The organism is Prochlorococcus sp. MIT 1307 (assembly GCF_034092395.1).
In the GTDB taxonomy this organism is placed as follows: domain Bacteria; phylum Cyanobacteriota; class Cyanobacteriia; order PCC-6307; family Cyanobiaceae; genus AG-363-K07.
This window is the reverse complement of sequence record NZ_CP139301.1, coordinates 916,181-933,299: the sequence shown is the minus strand read 5'-3', so window position 1 is coordinate 933,299 and position 17,119 is coordinate 916,181. Positions and strand designations below refer to the sequence as shown.

Sequence of the window (17,119 nt, the reverse complement as noted above, 5' to 3'; positions counted from 1 at the left end):
TTGGGATACAAGCTCACCTCATAAATGGCGAACTCCTCACCCGTCTATGACTGGTTCCAGGAACGTCTTGAAATTCAGGACATAGCGGATGACGTCACTTCAAAATACGTCCCACCTCACGTCAATATCTTTTATTGCTTGGGAGGAATCACTTTAGTTTGTTTTTTGATTCAGTTCGCGACTGGCTTCGCGATGACTTTTTACTACAAGCCAACTGTTACAGAGGCCTATAGCTCAGTTAGCGCTTTGATGACTGATGTGAGTTTTGGGTGGTTGATTCGCTCAGTGCATCGTTGGAGTGCCTCAATGATGGTGCTATGCCTAATCTTGCACGTCTTCCGTGTATATCTGACTGGAGGCTTTAAAAGGCCAAGAGAACTTACTTGGATTACAGGTGTGACTATGGCTGTGATTACTGTTGCATTTGGTGTAACTGGGTACTCACTCCCATGGGATCAAGTTGGTTATTGGGCTGTCAAAATTGTTTCTGGGGTGCCGGCTGCAATTCCAGTGATTGGAGATTTCATGGTTGAATTGCTCCGAGGTGGAGAAAGTGTCGGACAATCAACACTTACTCGCTTTTATAGTCTTCATACTTTTGTTCTGCCCTGGGCGCTTGCAGTTTTCATGCTCATGCACTTTCTTATGATTCGCAAACAAGGTATTTCTGGTCCCTTATAAAAAAAGCGGGGTATACGTGCCCTTTTTTATTAATTTCTGTTTTTCTTCCTAAAGACTAGTTTTACCCATGTCAACACTAAAAAAACCCAATCTTGTTGACCCTAAATTGAGGGCCAAGCTTGCAAAGGGAATGGGGCACAATTATTACGGTGAGCCTGCCTGGCCAAATGATCTACTTTATATATTCCCTGTGGTCATTTTGGGCACTGTTGCATGTGTTGTAGGTCTTGCAGTTTTAGATCCAGCAATTCTCGGTGAGCCAGCGAATCCCTTTGCAACTCCATTAGAAATTCTTCCAGAGTGGTATCTATATCCAGTTTTTCAAATTCTTAGAGTTGTGCCAAATAAACTTCTTGGAATTGCCTTGCAGACACTTATACCTTTGGGCTTAATGCTTATTCCATTTATAGAAAATGTTAACAAGTTCTATAACCCATTTAGACGGCCAGTTGCAACTAGCTTCTTCTTGTTTGGCACTTTAATTACTATCTACCTTGGCATTGGTGCCTGCTTGCCCATAGATAAATCCTTGACTTTAGGCCTTTTTTAAAGTTGTTTGTCTTCTCTTAAGGCATGATCTCTTCAAGATCAAGCATTAATACATCTTCTGGGGCAACTCTCAAAAGATGGTGCAGCAAGAGAAACCCCACAATGGTCCAAGTTTGGTATGTCCTTGATTGCTGTCCAACCCAGGTTCCGGTTGGACCATCGAAGTACTCGGCCCATTTTTGACGTGGTAATTGATTTAGTTGACTCCAATAGCATTCCTCTAGGAGTGCTCGCATTTGCCCCATCAGCAATACGTCAGCATGTGGATAACGCTTTTCGTGACGAATTATTGATGCTCCAAAGAACCAAAGAAGACTTGGCCAATGCCCTCCATTGTGATAACTCCAAGGCCAATTTTTAGGATCCGATCCAGTCTTGTTTTGCCACTCTGCTCCATCCATAGGGGGGTGACAAATTCGCATTGGCATTTGGGCCATTAAATGCTCTCTGTTATGAAGAACAAGCCGAAAAAGAGCCCTTTGCTGTGGAGCTGTGAGGACGCCAAACATGCATGCCAGTGAATTTCCAAGGCTATAGAAGCGGAAATCAGGTCTACCGGTTCGAATGTTGCCGATTAAATACCCACCTCGGTTTTCTAGCCAGTCTTGTAGCCAAGAAGGAACAACTTGGGGCTGAACATTGAATTCGTTTTGGTGCTGATCTTCGCCATATTGTTCAGTTGGTCTTCTTCTAAGGACCTGCATTGTTTTACTTGTAACCCAATAGTGCTTCAGTAGGAATTGGCGCAAGTCATGGACCCATTGCCTTGTTAATACAAGCCTTTGATCGAGGAGACGACTGACCTGATTTTTTCGACTGAGTTCCATAAGCTCTATGCAGCTGCGAAGGCAGGCATATAGCAGGACTTCTACTTCTAGCGGCGCTCCCCATACATCCATAGGGCGATCAATCATGAATGCACAATCAGGAACAAATAGAACAGGTGTGCCTTCAAATGTGGGATGAAGGACTAGATCAAGCAGAAGTTGAACTCCTCTTTGAACCCGTTGACTTGTTCCAAAGCTGTCGTCTCCACTTCTTCTTACATAAAGCCAGCACAAAATTGGCCACCAAAGGCTTGCATCTGCAGATGTAATACGACCTATCGATCTTTGACCATAGTCAGCAATTAACTCCCCTTGCTCTTCAACAAAGCTTGTAGGAAAAACTCCTCGAGTTTGGTAGGTAGTGCTTTGTAGGTCTAAGCAAACACTTAAGAAATGTTTGACGATGTCATAGCGCTTCTGAGTAAGGAGGTAGATCATGACTGGCACGTTGTCACGGAGAAAAATCTCTCCGTAATTCAGTGCATCGTTGTTTGCGGGATGTTCAAGTGCCGCCACACTTCCCCCAACTTTTCCTGCAACTTCGATCAATGTGCGCTCGAAATGCTCTTTGGCCCTTTTGATAACTTGGTCTTCATTAGAGTTGGGGCGTACTCTTTGGTCTTGTTGACTGAAGCGTCCAGCCATTTAGTAATTCCTATTCTCCATGGCCAAACGCTAGTTCTTGCAGGGCAATTACGCAGCCTACGCAAGTCTGGAGATAGTGTTAAGCCATCTTTGTTGCCTTGCGTCCCTTAATGGTCTAAGTTATTTGGATGTGCAAGGGGCTGAGCCCTGAGGCACTCCCACGATTTCTTGAGGCGAAGGTCTTAATCAAGTCAGTGGGCGCTTACAAAGCTTGAAGGAGAAATCCTCCGGTGTTGTAAGTTTTAAATGCGGTCGTTTGGCCGCAGAGCCTGAGACTTCCTTATCTTTGGAAGTTGTATGGCAGAACCTGGACAACTGAAAAGTTTAGGAACTGACGCTTTTGTCGCGTTCATTGTTAGTTGAGCTTTTATAAGCTTTATCTCTTTGGACAGATATGCGACAGAAGTGTGAGGTCCCGTCAAAAGAAATTAGTTTCTAAAATCTGTTTACTGCATTTATTTTGCTTTCACGGGCTTGTTTAAATGTAAAAGGTGTAGCAGGTTGAGGAAACGACCGGATCTGAGATCCTGGAAAGTCACAAGGAAGAAATTCTTAAGTGCACTCTTTTGAACCCTTATCTATATATATGGAAAGGAGGCTGATACTGCTAATAGTACGCCAGTGCTCATTAGGAGGATAAGCAAATCAGACTGAATAGTTGAGTTTTAATCGACTCTCTATAAAAGGGCCTGATCTACTACGGAGAGTTTGATCCTGGCTCAGGATGAACGCTGGCGGCGTGCTTAACACATGCAAGTCGAACGAACCTTCGGGTTAGTGGCGGACGGGTGAGTAACGCGTGGGAATCTGCCCTCAGGAGGGGGATAACGGCTGGAAACGGCCGCTAATACCCCATATGCCGAGAGGTGAAACGAATTTCGCCTGAGGATGAGCCCGCGTCTGATTAGCTTGTTGGTGAGGTAATGGCTCACCAAGGCTTCGATCAGTAGCTGGTCTGAGAGGATGATCAGCCACACTGGGACTGAGACACGGCCCAGACTCCTACGGGAGGCAGCAGTGGGGAATTTTCCGCAATGGGCGAAAGCCTGACGGAGCAACGCCGCGTGAGGGATGAAGGCCTCTGGGCTGTAAACCTCTTTTCTCAAGGAAGAAGATCTGACGGTACTTGAGGAATAAGCCACGGCTAATTCCGTGCCAGCAGCCGCGGTAATACGGGAGTGGCAAGCGTTATCCGGAATTATTGGGCGTAAAGCGTCCGCAGGCGGCCTTTCAAGTCTGCTGTTAAAACGTGGAGCTTAACTCCATCAAGGCAGTGGAAACTGTTGGGCTTGAGTGTGGTAGGGGCAGAGGGAATTCCCGGTGTAGCGGTGAAATGCGTAGATATCGGGAAGAACACCAGTGGCGAAGGCGCTCTGCTGGGCCATAACTGACGCTCATGGACGAAAGCCAGGGGAGCGAAAGGGATTAGATACCCCTGTAGTCCTGGCCGTAAACGATGAACACTAGGTGTCGGGGGAATCGACCCCCTCGGTGTCGTAGCCAACGCGTTAAGTGTTCCGCCTGGGGAGTACGCACGCAAGTGTGAAACTCAAAGGAATTGACGGGGGCCCGCACAAGCGGTGGAGTATGTGGTTTAATTCGATGCAACGCGAAGAACCTTACCAGGGTTTGACATCCTGCGAACCTCTAAGAAATTAGAGGGTGCCTTCGGGAACGCAGTGACAGGTGGTGCATGGCTGTCGTCAGCTCGTGTCGTGAGATGTTGGGTTAAGTCCCGCAACGAGCGCAACCCACGTTTTTAGTTGCCAGCATTCAGTTGGGCACTCTAGAGAGACCGCCGGTGATAAACCGGAGGAAGGTGTGGACGACGTCAAGTCATCATGCCCCTTACATCCTGGGCTACACACGTACTACAATGCTACGGACAAAGGGCAGCGAACTCGCGAGGGCAAGCAAATCCCATAAACCGTGGCTCAGTTCAGATCGTAGGCTGCAACTCGCCTACGTGAAGGAGGAATCGCTAGTAATCGCAGGTCAGCATACTGCGGTGAATACGTTCCCGGGCCTTGTACACACCGCCCGTCACACCATGGAAGTTGGCCACGCCCGAAGTCGTTACTCCAACCCTTGTGGAGGAGGACGCCGAAGGTGGGGCTAATGACTGGGGTGAAGTCGTAACAAGGTAGCCGTACCGGAAGGTGCGGCTGGATCACCTCCTAACAGGGAGACAAAAACTGATTAAGATGTCTGAATCTTTTTATTTTTAGGCCTTAATCCTGTCACCTTAGGTCGATCGGTACCTCATTTTACTATCTTGAAAGTGAAATTTATTAGCTTTTAAAATCATTAGAATCAGTTCCTAAACTTTGTCTAGGTCACACCCAACAAGGGTACTCCTGGGCCATTAGCTCAGGTGGTTAGAGCGCACCCCTGATAAGGGTGAGGTCCCTGGTTCAAGTCCAGGATGGCCCATTCGGTGTTGGGGGTATAGCTCAGTTGGTAGAGCGCCTGCTTTGCAAGCAGGATGTCAGCGGTTCGAGTCCGCTTACCTCCACTGATCGACCTTTTGATAACGAAGTTCAAGGAGAACTTTGTTTGTTGTGATCTAGAATTTATTCTCAGTTAAAGAACCTAGCTTCTTGTCATTCCACTAAGGATTCTTATTTTTAGTATTTTTGATAAGATGCTGGGCTCCCTGCAATTCACATTATTGTTTTGCAGAGATCTTCAGTAGAACCTTGACAACTGCATAGAGTGAGTCTGGAAAAAATAAAGCATCTCATGGATGCATTGTTTTTTGAAATAGATTTAGAAGCTCCTAAAACAATTGGGAGTAATAGATTTATTTTAAATTATAATGTTTAATTCTTGAGCAAGAGCTGAGACTCTATAACGTTCTTTCTTTGTATTTATTACATTGAGAGTTGGATTTTTAATTTTGATTTTTGGACTTAAGTAATTGTGTATTTTCTCAATTGCTTGATTCTAAATTAACACTACAAAATTAAAGAAAACAGTGTTAACAACATATGGCGTTTTAGAGATTAATGGTCAAGCTACAAAGGGCTCACGGTGGATACCTTGGCACACAGAGGCGATGAAGGACGTAGTTACCTGCGATAAGTCTCGGGGAGCTGGAAGCACGCTTTGATCCGGGAATTTCCGAATGGGGCAACCCCTAGAACGACCAGCTGAATCCATAGGCTGGTACGAGCCAACCCAGCGAACTGAAACATCTTAGTAGCTGGAGGAAAGGAAAGTAAAAACGACTCCCTAAGTAGCGGCGAGCGAACGGGGAAGAGCCTAAACCGATAGTTTCGACTATCGGGGTTGTGGGACAGCATTGTGGACCAACAAACCTAGAAGAAGCGTTTGAATGGCGCGCCATAGAGGGTGAAAGCCCCGTAATCGAAAGGAGAGTTGGCCTAGCTGTATCCCGAGTAGCACGGAGCACGTGAAATTCCGTGTGAATCCGCGAGGACCACCTCGTAAGGCTAAGTACTCCTGTGTGACCGATAGCGCAACAGTACCGCGAGGGAAAGGTGAAAAGAACCCCTGGAGGGGAGTGAAATAGAACATGAAACCGTGAGCTTACAAGCAATGGGAGCCCGACTTATCGGGTGACCGTGTGCCTGTTGAAGAATGAGCCGGCGACTTATAGGCACTGGCGGGTTAAACCGGAAATGGTGGAGCCATAGCGAAAGCGAGTCTGAATAGGGCGTTTGTCAGTGTTTATAGACCCGAACCCGGGTGATCTAACCATGGCCAGGATGAAGCTTGGGTGATACCAAGTGGAGGTCCGAACCGACTGATGTTGAAAAATCAGCGGATGAGCTGTGGTTAGGGGTGAAATGCCAATCGAACCCGGAGCTAGCTGGTTCTCCCCGAAATACGTTGAGGCGTAGCGTCTAGTGCTCCAGCAGGGGGGTAAAGCCACCATTTCGGTGCGGGCTGCGAGAGCGGTACCAAATCGAGATGAACTCTGAATACCCTGTGTGTAACTAGGCAGTCAGACTGTGGGGGATAAGCTCCATAGTCGAAAGGGAAACAGCCCAGACCGCCAGCTAAGGTCCCAAAATCAACACTAAGTGATAAAGGAGGTGGGATTGCCCAGACAACCAGGAGGTTTGCCTAGAAGCAGCCATCCTCAAAGGAGTGCGTAATAGCTCACTGGTCGAGCGATCCTGCGCCGAAAATGAACGGGGCTAAGTGTTGTACCGAAGCTGCGGATTTAACTTGTTAAATGGTAGGGGAGCGTTCCATGTGGGGTGAAGCGTTAGCGTAAGCGGGCGTGGACTGCATGGAAGTGAGAATGTCGGCTTGAGTAGCGAAAACATGGGTGAGAATCCCATGCCCCGAAACCCTAAGGGTTCCTCCGGCAGGCTCGTCCGCGGAGGGTTAGTCTGGACCTAAGGTCAGGCCGAAAGGCGTAGTCGATGGACAACAGGTCAACATTCCTGTACCGGTTGTGTTTTGGGAAGGGGGACGGAGAAGGCTAGCCAAGCCAGATGTTGGTTACTGGTTCAAGTGTTCGAGGCGTTGAGGAGCGGAGAAAACGTTCTGAGCTGAGGCACGAGTACGAGCTGCTACGGCAGCGAAGTTGGTGATGTCATGCTTCCAAGAAAAGCCCTATACCCGTTAAGACATAACTGCCAGTACCCGAAACCGACACAGGTGGGGTGGTAGAGAATACCGAGGGGCGCGAGATAACTCTCTCTAAGGAACTCGGCAAAATGGCCCCGTAACTTCGGGAGAAGGGGTGCCAGCGAGAGCTGGTCGCAGTGAAGAGGCCCAGGCGACTGTTTACCAAAAACACAGGTCTCCGCTAAGTCGCAAGACGATGTATGGGGGCTGACGCCTGCCCAGTGCCGGAAGGTTAAGGAAGCCGGTCAGCGTAAGCGAAGCTGGCGACTGAAGCCCCGGTGAACGGCGGCCGTAACTATAACGGTCCTAAGGTAGCGAAATTCCTTGTCGGGTAAGTTCCGACCCGCACGAAAGGCGTAACGATCTGGGCGCTGTCTCGGAGAGAGGCTCGGCGAAATAGAATTGTCTGTGAAGATGCGGACTACGTACACCCGGACAGAAAGACCCTATGAAGCTTTACTGCAGCTTGGTATTGTGCCCGGGCTCTGAATGCGCAGGATAGGTGGGAGACGTTGAAGTAGTGCTCGCGGGTATTACTGAGTCAATGGTGAGATACCACTCTTTCAGAGCTAGGGTTCTAACGCTCACCCGTCATCCGGGGAGCGGACAGTATCAGGTGGGCAGTTTGACTGGGGCGGTCGCCTCCTAAAAGGTAACGGAGGCGTGCAAAGGTTCCCTCAGGCTGGTTGGAAATCAGTCGTCGAGTGCAAAGGCAGAAGGGAGCTTGACTGTGAGACCTACAAGTCGAACAGGGACGAAAGTCGGCCTTAGTGATCCGACGGTTCTGCGTGGAAGGGCCGTCGCTCAACGGATAAAAGTTACTCTAGGGATAACAGGCTGATCTCCCCCAAGAGTTCACATCGACGGGGAGGTTTGGCACCTCGATGTCGGCTCATCGCAACCTGGGGCTGAAGTCGGTCCCAAGGGTTGGGCTGTTCGCCCATTAAAGCGGTACGCGAGCTGGGTTCAGAACGTCGTGAGACAGTTCGGTCCATATCCGGTGTACGCGCAGGAATATTGAGAGGATTTCTCCCTAGTACGAGAGGACCGGGAGGAACGCACCTCTGGTGTACCAGTTATCGTGCCAACGGTAAACGCTGGGTAGCCATGTGCGGAGTGGATAACCGCTGAAAGCATCTAAGTGGGAAGCCCACCTCAAGATGAGTATTCCCATGGCATAAGCCAGTAAGGTCACGGGAAGAACACCCGTTGATAGGCTCTACGTGGAAGCCTGGTAACAGGTGCAGCGGAGGAGTACTAATAGACCGAGGGCTTGACCATATCTTTGCTCTTAATCAAAAGGTGGTTTTTATTTAATTCAGACATAGGTTCTTTTTTGAACCCTCACAAATCTATGCAGTTCTCAAGGCTCACTCCTTGGGACTTTAAATATCCTGGTGTTCATGGCGATGTGGACCCACTCCGATCCATCTCGAACTCGGTTGTGAAACGCATCAGCGGCGAAAATATTTGGGGGGTAGCCCCCTGAGAAAATAGCTCAATGCCAGGTAAAACATTCCCTTCAAAGTTCTTTATTCTTTAGTTTATTAGAACAAAAAAAACCTCCTATTTAGGAGGTTTTTTTTGTTCTTTTGACTTGAATTATTTATTGTAATTTTTATCTGTCTAGGTTCATTCGTATTCTATATATCGTTTTATATTTGATCTAAAAGTGTTATCAGACTTATCTTTTTATATTTCAAGCCAACCTTCCCTTACATTTGGCATCTTGGACACCAGTGCGTGCTTCTCCCTGAAAGCTTTTCTCTTTGAATTATCGCTCCACATTTGCGACAAGGCTTTTTGTTTCGTCGGTATACCCAGGCCTCTCCACCATATTTGCCATTGACACCTTCTAAGTCTCGAAAGTCACTGAAGGTAGTGCCTCCTTTCCCGATGCTTATTCTCAGTACTTTTATTAGGCTTTTGCACAATTTTTCAAGCTCTAATTCCTTCAGTTGTCCTGATTTTTTTTGTGGTAGTATCCCTGCATCAAAAAGGCTTTCGTCGGCATATATATTACCTGTTCCAGCGACTAAAGATTGATCTAATAGGGCTGATTTAATAGAGCGACTTTTACCTTCTAACCGTTGTTTTAGGTAACAAGCATTAAAATTCTTACTAAAAGGCTCTGGACCAAGATTTCTTAGCCCAGACATCACTTTTTCTGGAGTACTTTCTGGGTCTATCCACCACATTTGTCCAAAGCTACGGACGTCTACAAAACGAAGTTCAGAACCTTCTTTATTCCAAAAGCGCACTCTTGTATGAGGACAAGCAGGGATTTCTTTTTGATGTAATTGAAACTGCCCTGTCATCCTAAGATGAACTCCCCACCAACCACAAAGAGAAGAAAGATCTATTTTTTTCTGATCTTTCAGCTGCTCTCTATGCATAGATGCGATTAGATATTTACCACGTCTTTGCCAGTCCCCAACAAAATTACCTCTCATCTTTTTGATGAACTTCTTAGAGCCTCCTTGGCTAGCAATTGCACGTTCTCTACAAACTTCTAAACGCTCAATACAAAAATCCGCGAGACGATCATTTAACCCTTTACGGACCGTCTCGACTTCAGGTAATTCAGGCAAAAGAGGTAACTTAGACCGCTTCTAATTCTGATTCAGCATAGTTGGAGGTGCTGGTTCCACCGTCTACACCGCTGTAAACCTTGTAGTCCACTTTTTTAAAGCGGACAGTGACAGGGTACTTTCCACCACCTTCAGATACTACTGAAACTACTGTGCCTACCTCGTTGTACCAGTAAGACTCCGGACGCTTGATGCGCACCTGCTGACCTTTGGATACCGCCATTGCTGGTTTGTATAAAGCACTTCATTACCCAGGTTATCGCTGCAAAGGTGTGTGTTCGATTTAGCGTCACAGAATGTCGTCGCTGTGGCCTGACTCTGTGACAGCATCCGTTTCTTCTTCAATGTGTTTTTGTGAGATCGACACTTATTCCTGACCCTTCATTGCTGCAATTAGATTTGCCTGATCCAGACAGGGATGATCTGAATCATGTTGAGTTTTTAGCTCAACTTGAGAGGGCTTGGGCTGTATGTGATCGCTTTGATTTGCAGACTGAGATATGGAGAGGGAGAATTTTGCGCGTAGTTAGAGATCGGGAAAAACGAGGTGGAGAAGGACGTGGAGCAGGTTTTTTGCAATGGTTGAGAGAAAGAGATATAAGTAAAACTCGTGCATATGGATTGATTCAATTAGCTGATTCTGCTGATGATCTGGTTGGTGAAGGAATGCTTGCTGAAAAAAGTGTCAACAATTTTTCAAAGAGAGCCTTTATTGAAACGGCTCTTGCTGCACCAGAAGTGCAGCAGATGATTTCTGAAGCAGCTAATGAAGGACAGGAAATTACTAGGAAACAGGTTCGTCGGCTTTCTGATGAGTTCACTTCAGCAACTAGTCCCCTTCTGCCAGAAGAAATACGTGAAAAGACGCAGTCGAATTTGTTACCGCCAAGAGTTGTTGCTCCATTGGTCAAAGAATTGTCAAAGCTGCCTGAGCCTCAGCAAGAAGATTTACGCAAAGTTTTGAGAGATGAGCCTGAGATTGACTGCATTAAAGATGTAACCAGTACGGCTCGTTGGATTAGTAAATCACTTGATGCATCGCTGTCTGTGAGGGCTTTTCAGGTTGAAAATGTGAATTTAGAAAAAGCCATGGAGGAAGCTAAAAGGCTTGATGCATTGGGGTTGTTGGCAGATGCATGTGGTCAGGCTCAGTCCATCGAGGCATCTGTTCTTAAGCTTCATACCTCATGGCGCCGATTAACGGGCCTTCAGGAAAGACTTTGGTTAGAAAGTGGTAGTAGTACTCCTTATTTGCGAGATGTTTTAGACGCTTTACAAACTCTGAGTGGATCAACAATGCGCGTGTCGCTTGGGGAACTTTCAGGTGGGAAGAAAGTTCGATTGCAGATTGTTGAAGAAGCCGCTGACCAGTTAGAACCACCTCAATTGACTGAATCTTAGGCCTGGTTCTTTCCAAATTTACTGGCTATCTTTTGGATTCTGTTTGTGGCGCTTTTTGGATTCACTGACTTCGGCGTTACGGAATTATTATGGATGGGAGTCTTTTAAACCTGGTCAACGTTCAGTTGTAGAAGCGATTTTGGCAGGACAGGATGCCTTGGCTGTATTGCCTACAGGTGGGGGAAAGTCGTTGTGTTATCAACTACCAGCATTGATTCGTCAAAGCCTTGTTGTAGTTATTTCTCCTTTAGTGGCACTAATGCAAGACCAAGTCAAACAGCTCAATAGGCGAGGTATACCAGCTCTTTGCTTGCATGCAGGATTAGACCCAGATAGCCAAAAAGATAGTTTGAGAGTTTTGATAGATGAACGTTTACGTCTTCTCTATTTGGCGCCGGAAAGGCTCCAGGGAAGATTGATTAGAAAATTCTTGGAAAAGAAAGCAGCACAGAATCAAATTGTTGCTTTTGCCATTGATGAAGCGCATTGCATTAGCGCCTGGGGACATGATTTTAGGCCTGATTACAGAAGGCTTGGTGAGCTTCGAATGCTATGCCCTTGCACACCAGTAGTAGCACTGACTGCTACTGCTGGTCCTCAGGTTAGAGCCGACATTATTCATCTTCTTAATCTGCGTAAGCCATTAGTACAGGTTTGCTCTGCTCAACGGAATAATCTTCGCTACTCGATGAGTAGACGTGCTAAGGAACCTCTCCCAGATATTTTGGAAATCTTAAAAAAAGCTCGAGGGGCTGCCTTGATATATGCCAGAACCCGTAGGTCAGTTGAACGTTGGGCAACAGCTTTACAAGTGGCTGGGATTGAAGCAATTCCTTATCATGCTGGGCTGGATAGTTATTCACGAGAGCAAGCACTTACATATTTCCTAGAGAAAGAAAAGCCAGTTCTTGTTGCAACAGTTGCCTTTGGGATGGGAGTTGACAGAAGAGATGTAGGACTAGTTCTTCATTTGGACTTACCCTCTACCCCAGAGGGTTACCTTCAGCAATCTGGCAGGGCTGGTCGCGATGGACTTCCAGCTAATTGTGTTGTTTGGTTTTCGCCTGGTGATCGAATCCGACTTGGTTGGGCAATTAAGTCCTCTGCTGCTCAAAGTAGTGAATGTACGGAGGTTGCGACTCAAAAGCAGAGACTTGAAATAGCGCAGCAACAATTGAGAAGAATGGAAGCTATTGCAGAAGGCAATTCATGCTTGGAGCAAGCACTTCTCTTGGCTGTAGGTGAACTAGCCCATCCTTGCGGGCGTTGTGATCGCTGTAATTGCACAACTACACTTAAAAATTGGTCTGATAAAGCTATTGTTTTATTGGACGCTCTCGAGAATAGTAAAAAATTAGATATTCATAGCCTTGTCCATAGTCTTTCCAATCAAGAAGGAAATAAAGAAGATCGTTGGGGATGGCTAGCGAGAAGATTGGTTCAAGATGAGCTGATTCGAGAGAGTAATGATGGTTTTCAGACGCTTTCTATTCGCGAAAGTGGGAGACAATTTTTGAAAGAGCCTTGGGCTTTGAGGTATTTTGAATGTAAAGATATAAACTAATACTTTAGCCTTCTCTTGTAAGGCAAAGATCATTGATTAAGTTTCGCTCGAAGTTCTCCTGAGGAGAAATCCAATGATTCCAGGCCCCATCTATTCCTGTTGCATTAAGCTTACGGAATGAGCAGTTAACTGCTAAATATAGAGCCTGGCCACTTTGATGAAGAGTAGGAGCCACATGGCTTCCATCCATTACTTTCCAATTTGACCAATCGATTTGAAGTGGGCCATATTTGCGCCATTGAGATTCTCCAACAATTTCTTCCTTGTAAGTGTTGCTTGCGAGTTTTTGGAGTTGTCCTGAGTTGATTTTTAATAAGAGTCTAGTTCCTAGTTGCAGCTCATTTGGGTTTTTTATATTATTAAAATTCGCCAAATTATCTAATGAAATATTATATTTTTTAGCTATTAATGCAAGACTTTCTCCTTGCTTGACAATGTGATATTGATTCGCCTTGAATAATTGATTATTGCTTAATCTTTTTTGACCACTTCCCTTAGCTCTGGTTTGATAAAGTTTAATATTTTGACCTACATATAAATAATTAGCATCTGTCAGACCATTAATTGATTTAAGCTCTTCCTGGTTTTTGTTGTATTGCGCAGCGATTGTATTAAGAGTATCTCCTGCAACTACTTTATGGACAGTTTTTAATTTTTCCTCCTTCCAGCTTTGAGGGGAGGGAATCTGAATATTTTGATCAACATATAAATGATCAGGACTTCTAATATTGTTTAGAGTAGTAAGGTCATCTTGTGTGAGTCCGTACTTATTTGCAATTGTGCTGAGTGTTTCTCCGCTTTGAACCTTATGAATTTTTTTCTGTGTGTTTACTTGAAAGTAGGAATTGTCTGGAAGTTTTAGCTTGGTACCTGCTTGTAATTTGGTGGGATTGTTAATGCCATTGAGTAGCTTTAAAGATTTTGTTGATATTTTGTATCTCTCTGCTATCTCTGAGAGCGTTTCTCCGGGCATGACAGTAACTTCTCTTGCAGCAGAGGAGAACGAGGTTAGAGATATCAAAGTAATTGCGGCAAAAATGGCGCGTATCATCAGTACCTAAACGCTTGACGAAACATAAGACCCTTCTATAAATACGCCAGCCCTTGAAAAGGATCTTTCATGCTCTGTTTGATATGTTTAGTTGTCGACTTTTAGCCAAGAAGTCTTTTGAGCATTGAGATATTCATGCTGTATGGGGGGTAGCGGAACTTTATATCCATCCAAAAAGGTCTTTTTAAAATTGATTTTTGGTGTGAAAAAGTTTCAAAGCCTGCTTTTCCATGGTATTGACCCATTCCGCTTGCTCCTACACCTCCAAAGGGCAATTCTGGAACACCTGCTTGCATTACTACATCGTTAAAGCAAACTCCACCTGAGCTTGTTTGGTCTACAAGCTTTTGTTGCTCTTGAGTCGATCCTCCAAACATATAAAGGGCTAGAGGACGAGGCTGGCTATTGATGTTATTAATGGCTTCTTGTAAGTTGCTGATACTAATAATCGGCATTAATGGGCCGAATAATTCTTCTGCCATTAATGGATCATCAATGCTTTTAACTTCAATTAGGGTTGGTGTGATGCATCTTGATTGATCGTCAAACTCGCCACCAAAAAGAATTTGTCCTTTTGCTTTTGCATTAACAAGAAGGTTTTTGAGCCTTGTGTATTGGCTACTATTAACGATTTTTCCTAGATGTTGTGAGGTTAGAGGATTAGCGCCATAAAATTCTTTAATCGCATTTTCCATTTCATTTAGAAGAATGCCTTTTAATTGCTTTTGCAAAAGTAAATGATCAGGAGCTATACATGTTTGACCTGCATTAAGTCCTTTCCCCCAAACAAGACGTCTAGCAGTGACTTTTAAATCGGCACCTTCAATAACTATGGCTGGACTTTTACCACCTAGTTCAAGAGTTACAGGTGTTAAGTGCTTCGAAGCAGCAGCCATGACTTTCTTTCCGATCTTTCCACCACCAGTAAAGAAAATGTGATCGAAAGGTTGTTCCAAAAGATTTGCGGCGACTTTCCCATCCCCTTGAACAACTCTCACAATATTTGAGGGTAAATATTTGCCGACAAGGTCTGCGATTAATTTTGATGTCGCTGGAGCGTGTTCTGAGGGCTTAAGAATAGCTGTATTCCCTGCTGCTAATGCGCTTATCAGTGGTTGAAGAGTGAGAGAAAAGGGATAGTTCCACGGGCCAATTATTAGTACACACCCTAAAGGTTCCAGTTTTACCATTGCTTCACCAGGCTTGAGAGAGAGGGGCACATGCACATTTTTTGGGCGCATCCATTTGGTGAGGTTCTTCTGGACTACTTTTAACTCTTGCCTTAGTGCAATGATTTCAAAAAAAGCTTCAGTTGGTGGTTTCCCTAGATCTTTATTTAACGCCTGAATTATTTCGGTTTCATTGCCCTCCAGCAAGGCGCTGAAGCGTTCTAGCTGTATTCGCCGCCAACTTTCAGGCCTTGTTTGCCCTGTAAGAATTGGCATGCGGAGTTCATTCATTATCAATTCTTTTTTTAAGGAAGGGGCTGACGACATTGCGATGTTTGTGTAGCAGTAGTTAAGGGGCTTGATGATTGGGCGTTAATGGCTGCAAGAAGTTCTTGGTGGGAGGGTGCTGTGATTTATCAGCTAATTCCTCGCAGCTTTGCGGATGGTGATGGTGATGGGATAGGAGATCTTCAAGGTTTATCAAGCCGGCTTAGTTATTTGCGTTGGTTGGGAGTAGAAGCGATCTGGCTGACTCCTATATACCCTTCCCCATTGCAAGACGGTGGTTATGACATTACCGATTTCAAAAGTATTCATCCTGAGCTGGGAGATTTGGCGGCATTTCATCGGTTCCTGACAGCTGCCCATGATCAGGGGATCAGAGTAATCCTTGACCTTGTTCTTAATCACACTAGTCACCTTCATCCATGGTTTCAAAGGGCTCGTTGGGCTCCAAAAGGCAGCACAGAAAGAGATGTTTATGTTTGGAGTGATTATCCCAACCGCTATTCTCATGCCCCAGTATTGTTTCGGAAGTTTGAGTCTTCTAATTGGGAGTGGGATGAGGTTGCAGAGCAGTATTACTTGCATCGATTCCTGAGGCATCAACCTGATTTGAATTATGAGAACCCTTGGGTTCAAGATCAAATGCTTGGTGTGGTTGATTTTTGGTTAGACAGAGGAGTCGATGGGTTTCGTTTAGATGCTGTGCCATTCCTTTTTGAATCTGAGGGTACTCGTTGTGAAGGGTTACCAGAAACTCATGCTTTTCTACGTAAAGTTCGTCAAAGAGTTGAAGGTAAAGGTCGAGATGTTTTGCTTCTAGCAGAGGCTATTCAACCTGTTAATGAGGCAGCCCCATACCTTGCCGACGATGAATTACATGGCGCATTCAATTTTTCTCTGACTGCACATCTTTTTGCAGCAATCGCCAGTGGAAATTGTAAGAAGTTGCAAGTTTGTCTTGAGAATGCTCAAAAGGTTGTTCCTGGATGTCGCTGGGCATTACCTCTACGTAATCATGACGAGCTTTGGTTAGGTGATGGTCACTTGGTTCCACAAGATGTGATTCAGACAATTCGTTCTGGCTTGCATGAGGGACATGGACACTGGCTGAATTGGGGGATAAATCGTCGATTGGCTCCTTTGTTAAATGGTGACCCTCGGGCGAACCGCTTGCTTCATGCTCTGCTGTATAGCCTTCCTGGAATGCCTTGTGTTTATTACGGAGATGAGCTTGGTATGGGAGATTGGCCTGGATTGAGAGATAGAGATCCAAATCGCACACCGATGGCCTGGACTTCTGCAAGAAATGGTGGCTTCTCATCAGCTCCAGACCCTTTGCTAGTTCTGCCCGCAATTACTGCGCCTGGCTACGACTATCGGGTTGTCAATGTTGAGGTTCAAAAGCAATTACCAGGATCACTTTTGAATTGGCATCGACGCATGCTGACATGCCGCCGACTATTACCAGCTTTACGTCGTGGAGATTTTGAAATCTTGGAATCAACTCATCCAAGTGTCCTTGTATATTCTCGGTCCAGTGGAAGCATGACTGTTCTAATAGCTACGAACCTCTCAGGTGCTGGTGCTTCATTAAGACTCGACCTTAGTAAATGGAAAGGATTACGAACTCGAGAAGTCCTCTGGGGTTGTGAATATCCTCCCGCTGATGAGAATTGGTTTGTTTACTTACCTTCTTATGGCTTTAGTTGGTGGTTAATTGGCGAAGTAGAGGATGATGACGTCTCTTGAAA

The 17,119-nt window shown here is 45.5% G+C and carries 10 protein-coding genes, 2 tRNA genes and 3 rRNA genes; 10 read left to right on the top strand and 5 right to left on the bottom strand.

Annotated features, from left to right (window positions below; genetic code table 11):
• The first annotated feature begins 24 nt into the window (after positions 1-24).
• Complete coding sequence (gene petB / locus SOI82_RS04835; protein WP_320668232.1) at positions 25-681, top strand: cytochrome b6; 657 nt, start codon at positions 25-27, stop codon at positions 679-681.
• A 67-nt stretch (positions 682-748) separates the two neighbouring features.
• Complete coding sequence (gene petD, locus SOI82_RS04830) at positions 749-1,231, top strand: cytochrome b6-f complex subunit IV (protein ID WP_320668231.1); 483 nt, start codon at positions 749-751, stop codon at positions 1,229-1,231.
• A gap of 16 nt (positions 1,232-1,247) precedes the next feature.
• Here the strand turns inward: petD and SOI82_RS04825 are convergent, their stop codons facing one another.
• A complete protein-coding gene (locus SOI82_RS04825; RefSeq protein ID WP_320668230.1) occupies positions 1,248-2,702 on the bottom strand; it encodes a glycoside hydrolase 100 family protein in 1,455 nt (484 codons plus the stop codon).
• A 696-nt stretch (positions 2,703-3,398) separates the two neighbouring features.
• On the opposite strand from SOI82_RS04825, the gene SOI82_RS04820 reads away from it, so the two are divergent.
• The 5 genes from SOI82_RS04820 (at position 3,399) to rrf (ending at position 8,817) form a co-directional block, all read left to right on the top strand.
• Positions 3,399-4,883, top strand: a 16S ribosomal RNA gene (locus tag SOI82_RS04820).
• A 178-nt stretch (positions 4,884-5,061) separates the two neighbouring features.
• Positions 5,062-5,135: transfer RNA gene (locus SOI82_RS04815), tRNA-Ile, on the top strand.
• 9 nt (positions 5,136-5,144) lie between these two features.
• Positions 5,145-5,217, top strand: a tRNA-Ala gene (locus SOI82_RS04810).
• Between the two features lie 495 nt (positions 5,218-5,712).
• Positions 5,713-8,588 (top strand): 23S ribosomal RNA (locus tag SOI82_RS04805).
• A 112-nt stretch (positions 8,589-8,700) separates the two neighbouring features.
• Positions 8,701-8,817, top strand: a 5S ribosomal RNA gene (rrf, locus tag SOI82_RS04800).
• The 16S, 23S and 5S rRNA genes sit together here with 2 tRNA genes alongside, the layout of an rRNA operon.
• Positions 8,818-9,022: 205 nt before the next feature.
• Here the strand turns inward: rrf and SOI82_RS04795 are convergent.
• Both SOI82_RS04795 and SOI82_RS04790 read right to left on the bottom strand, forming a co-directional pair.
• Positions 9,023-9,898, bottom strand: a complete 876-nt coding sequence (locus SOI82_RS04795; protein ID WP_320668229.1) for a DNA-formamidopyrimidine glycosylase — start codon at positions 9,896-9,898, stop codon at positions 9,023-9,025.
• Between the two features lie 10 nt (positions 9,899-9,908).
• A complete protein-coding gene (locus tag SOI82_RS04790) occupies positions 9,909-10,121 on the bottom strand; it encodes a photosystem I reaction center subunit IV (RefSeq protein WP_320668228.1) in 213 nt (70 codons plus the stop codon).
• A 131-nt stretch (positions 10,122-10,252) separates the two neighbouring features.
• On the opposite strand from SOI82_RS04790, the gene SOI82_RS04785 reads away from it, so the two are divergent.
• Positions 10,253-11,299 carry a hypothetical protein gene (locus SOI82_RS04785; protein WP_320668227.1) on the top strand — a complete coding sequence of 349 codons (1,047 nt, stop codon included), beginning with the start codon at positions 10,253-10,255 and terminating at the stop codon, positions 11,297-11,299.
• Positions 11,300-11,354: 55 nt separating this feature from the next.
• Positions 11,355-12,863, top strand: coding sequence for a RecQ family ATP-dependent DNA helicase (locus tag SOI82_RS04780; RefSeq protein WP_320668226.1), 1,509 nt, complete (start codon positions 11,355-11,357; stop codon positions 12,861-12,863).
• Positions 12,864-12,867: 4 nt separating this feature from the next.
• Here the strand turns inward: SOI82_RS04780 and SOI82_RS04775 are convergent, their stop codons facing one another.
• Both SOI82_RS04775 and SOI82_RS04770 read right to left on the bottom strand, forming a co-directional pair.
• Positions 12,868-13,914 (bottom strand): LysM peptidoglycan-binding domain-containing protein, encoded by a 1,047-nt coding sequence (locus tag SOI82_RS04775; RefSeq protein ID WP_320668225.1) that lies wholly within the window; start codon positions 13,912-13,914, stop codon positions 12,868-12,870.
• Between the two features lie 101 nt (positions 13,915-14,015).
• Entirely contained in the window at positions 14,016-15,374 is a 1,359-nt protein-coding gene (locus SOI82_RS04770; protein ID WP_320668224.1) for an aldehyde dehydrogenase family protein, read from the bottom strand.
• Positions 15,375-15,458: 84 nt separating this feature from the next.
• On the opposite strand from SOI82_RS04770, the gene SOI82_RS04765 reads away from it, so the two are divergent.
• A complete protein-coding gene (locus SOI82_RS04765) occupies positions 15,459-17,117 on the top strand; it encodes an alpha-amylase family protein (protein ID WP_320668223.1) in 1,659 nt (552 codons plus the stop codon).
• Positions 17,118-17,119: the final 2 nt, after the last annotated feature.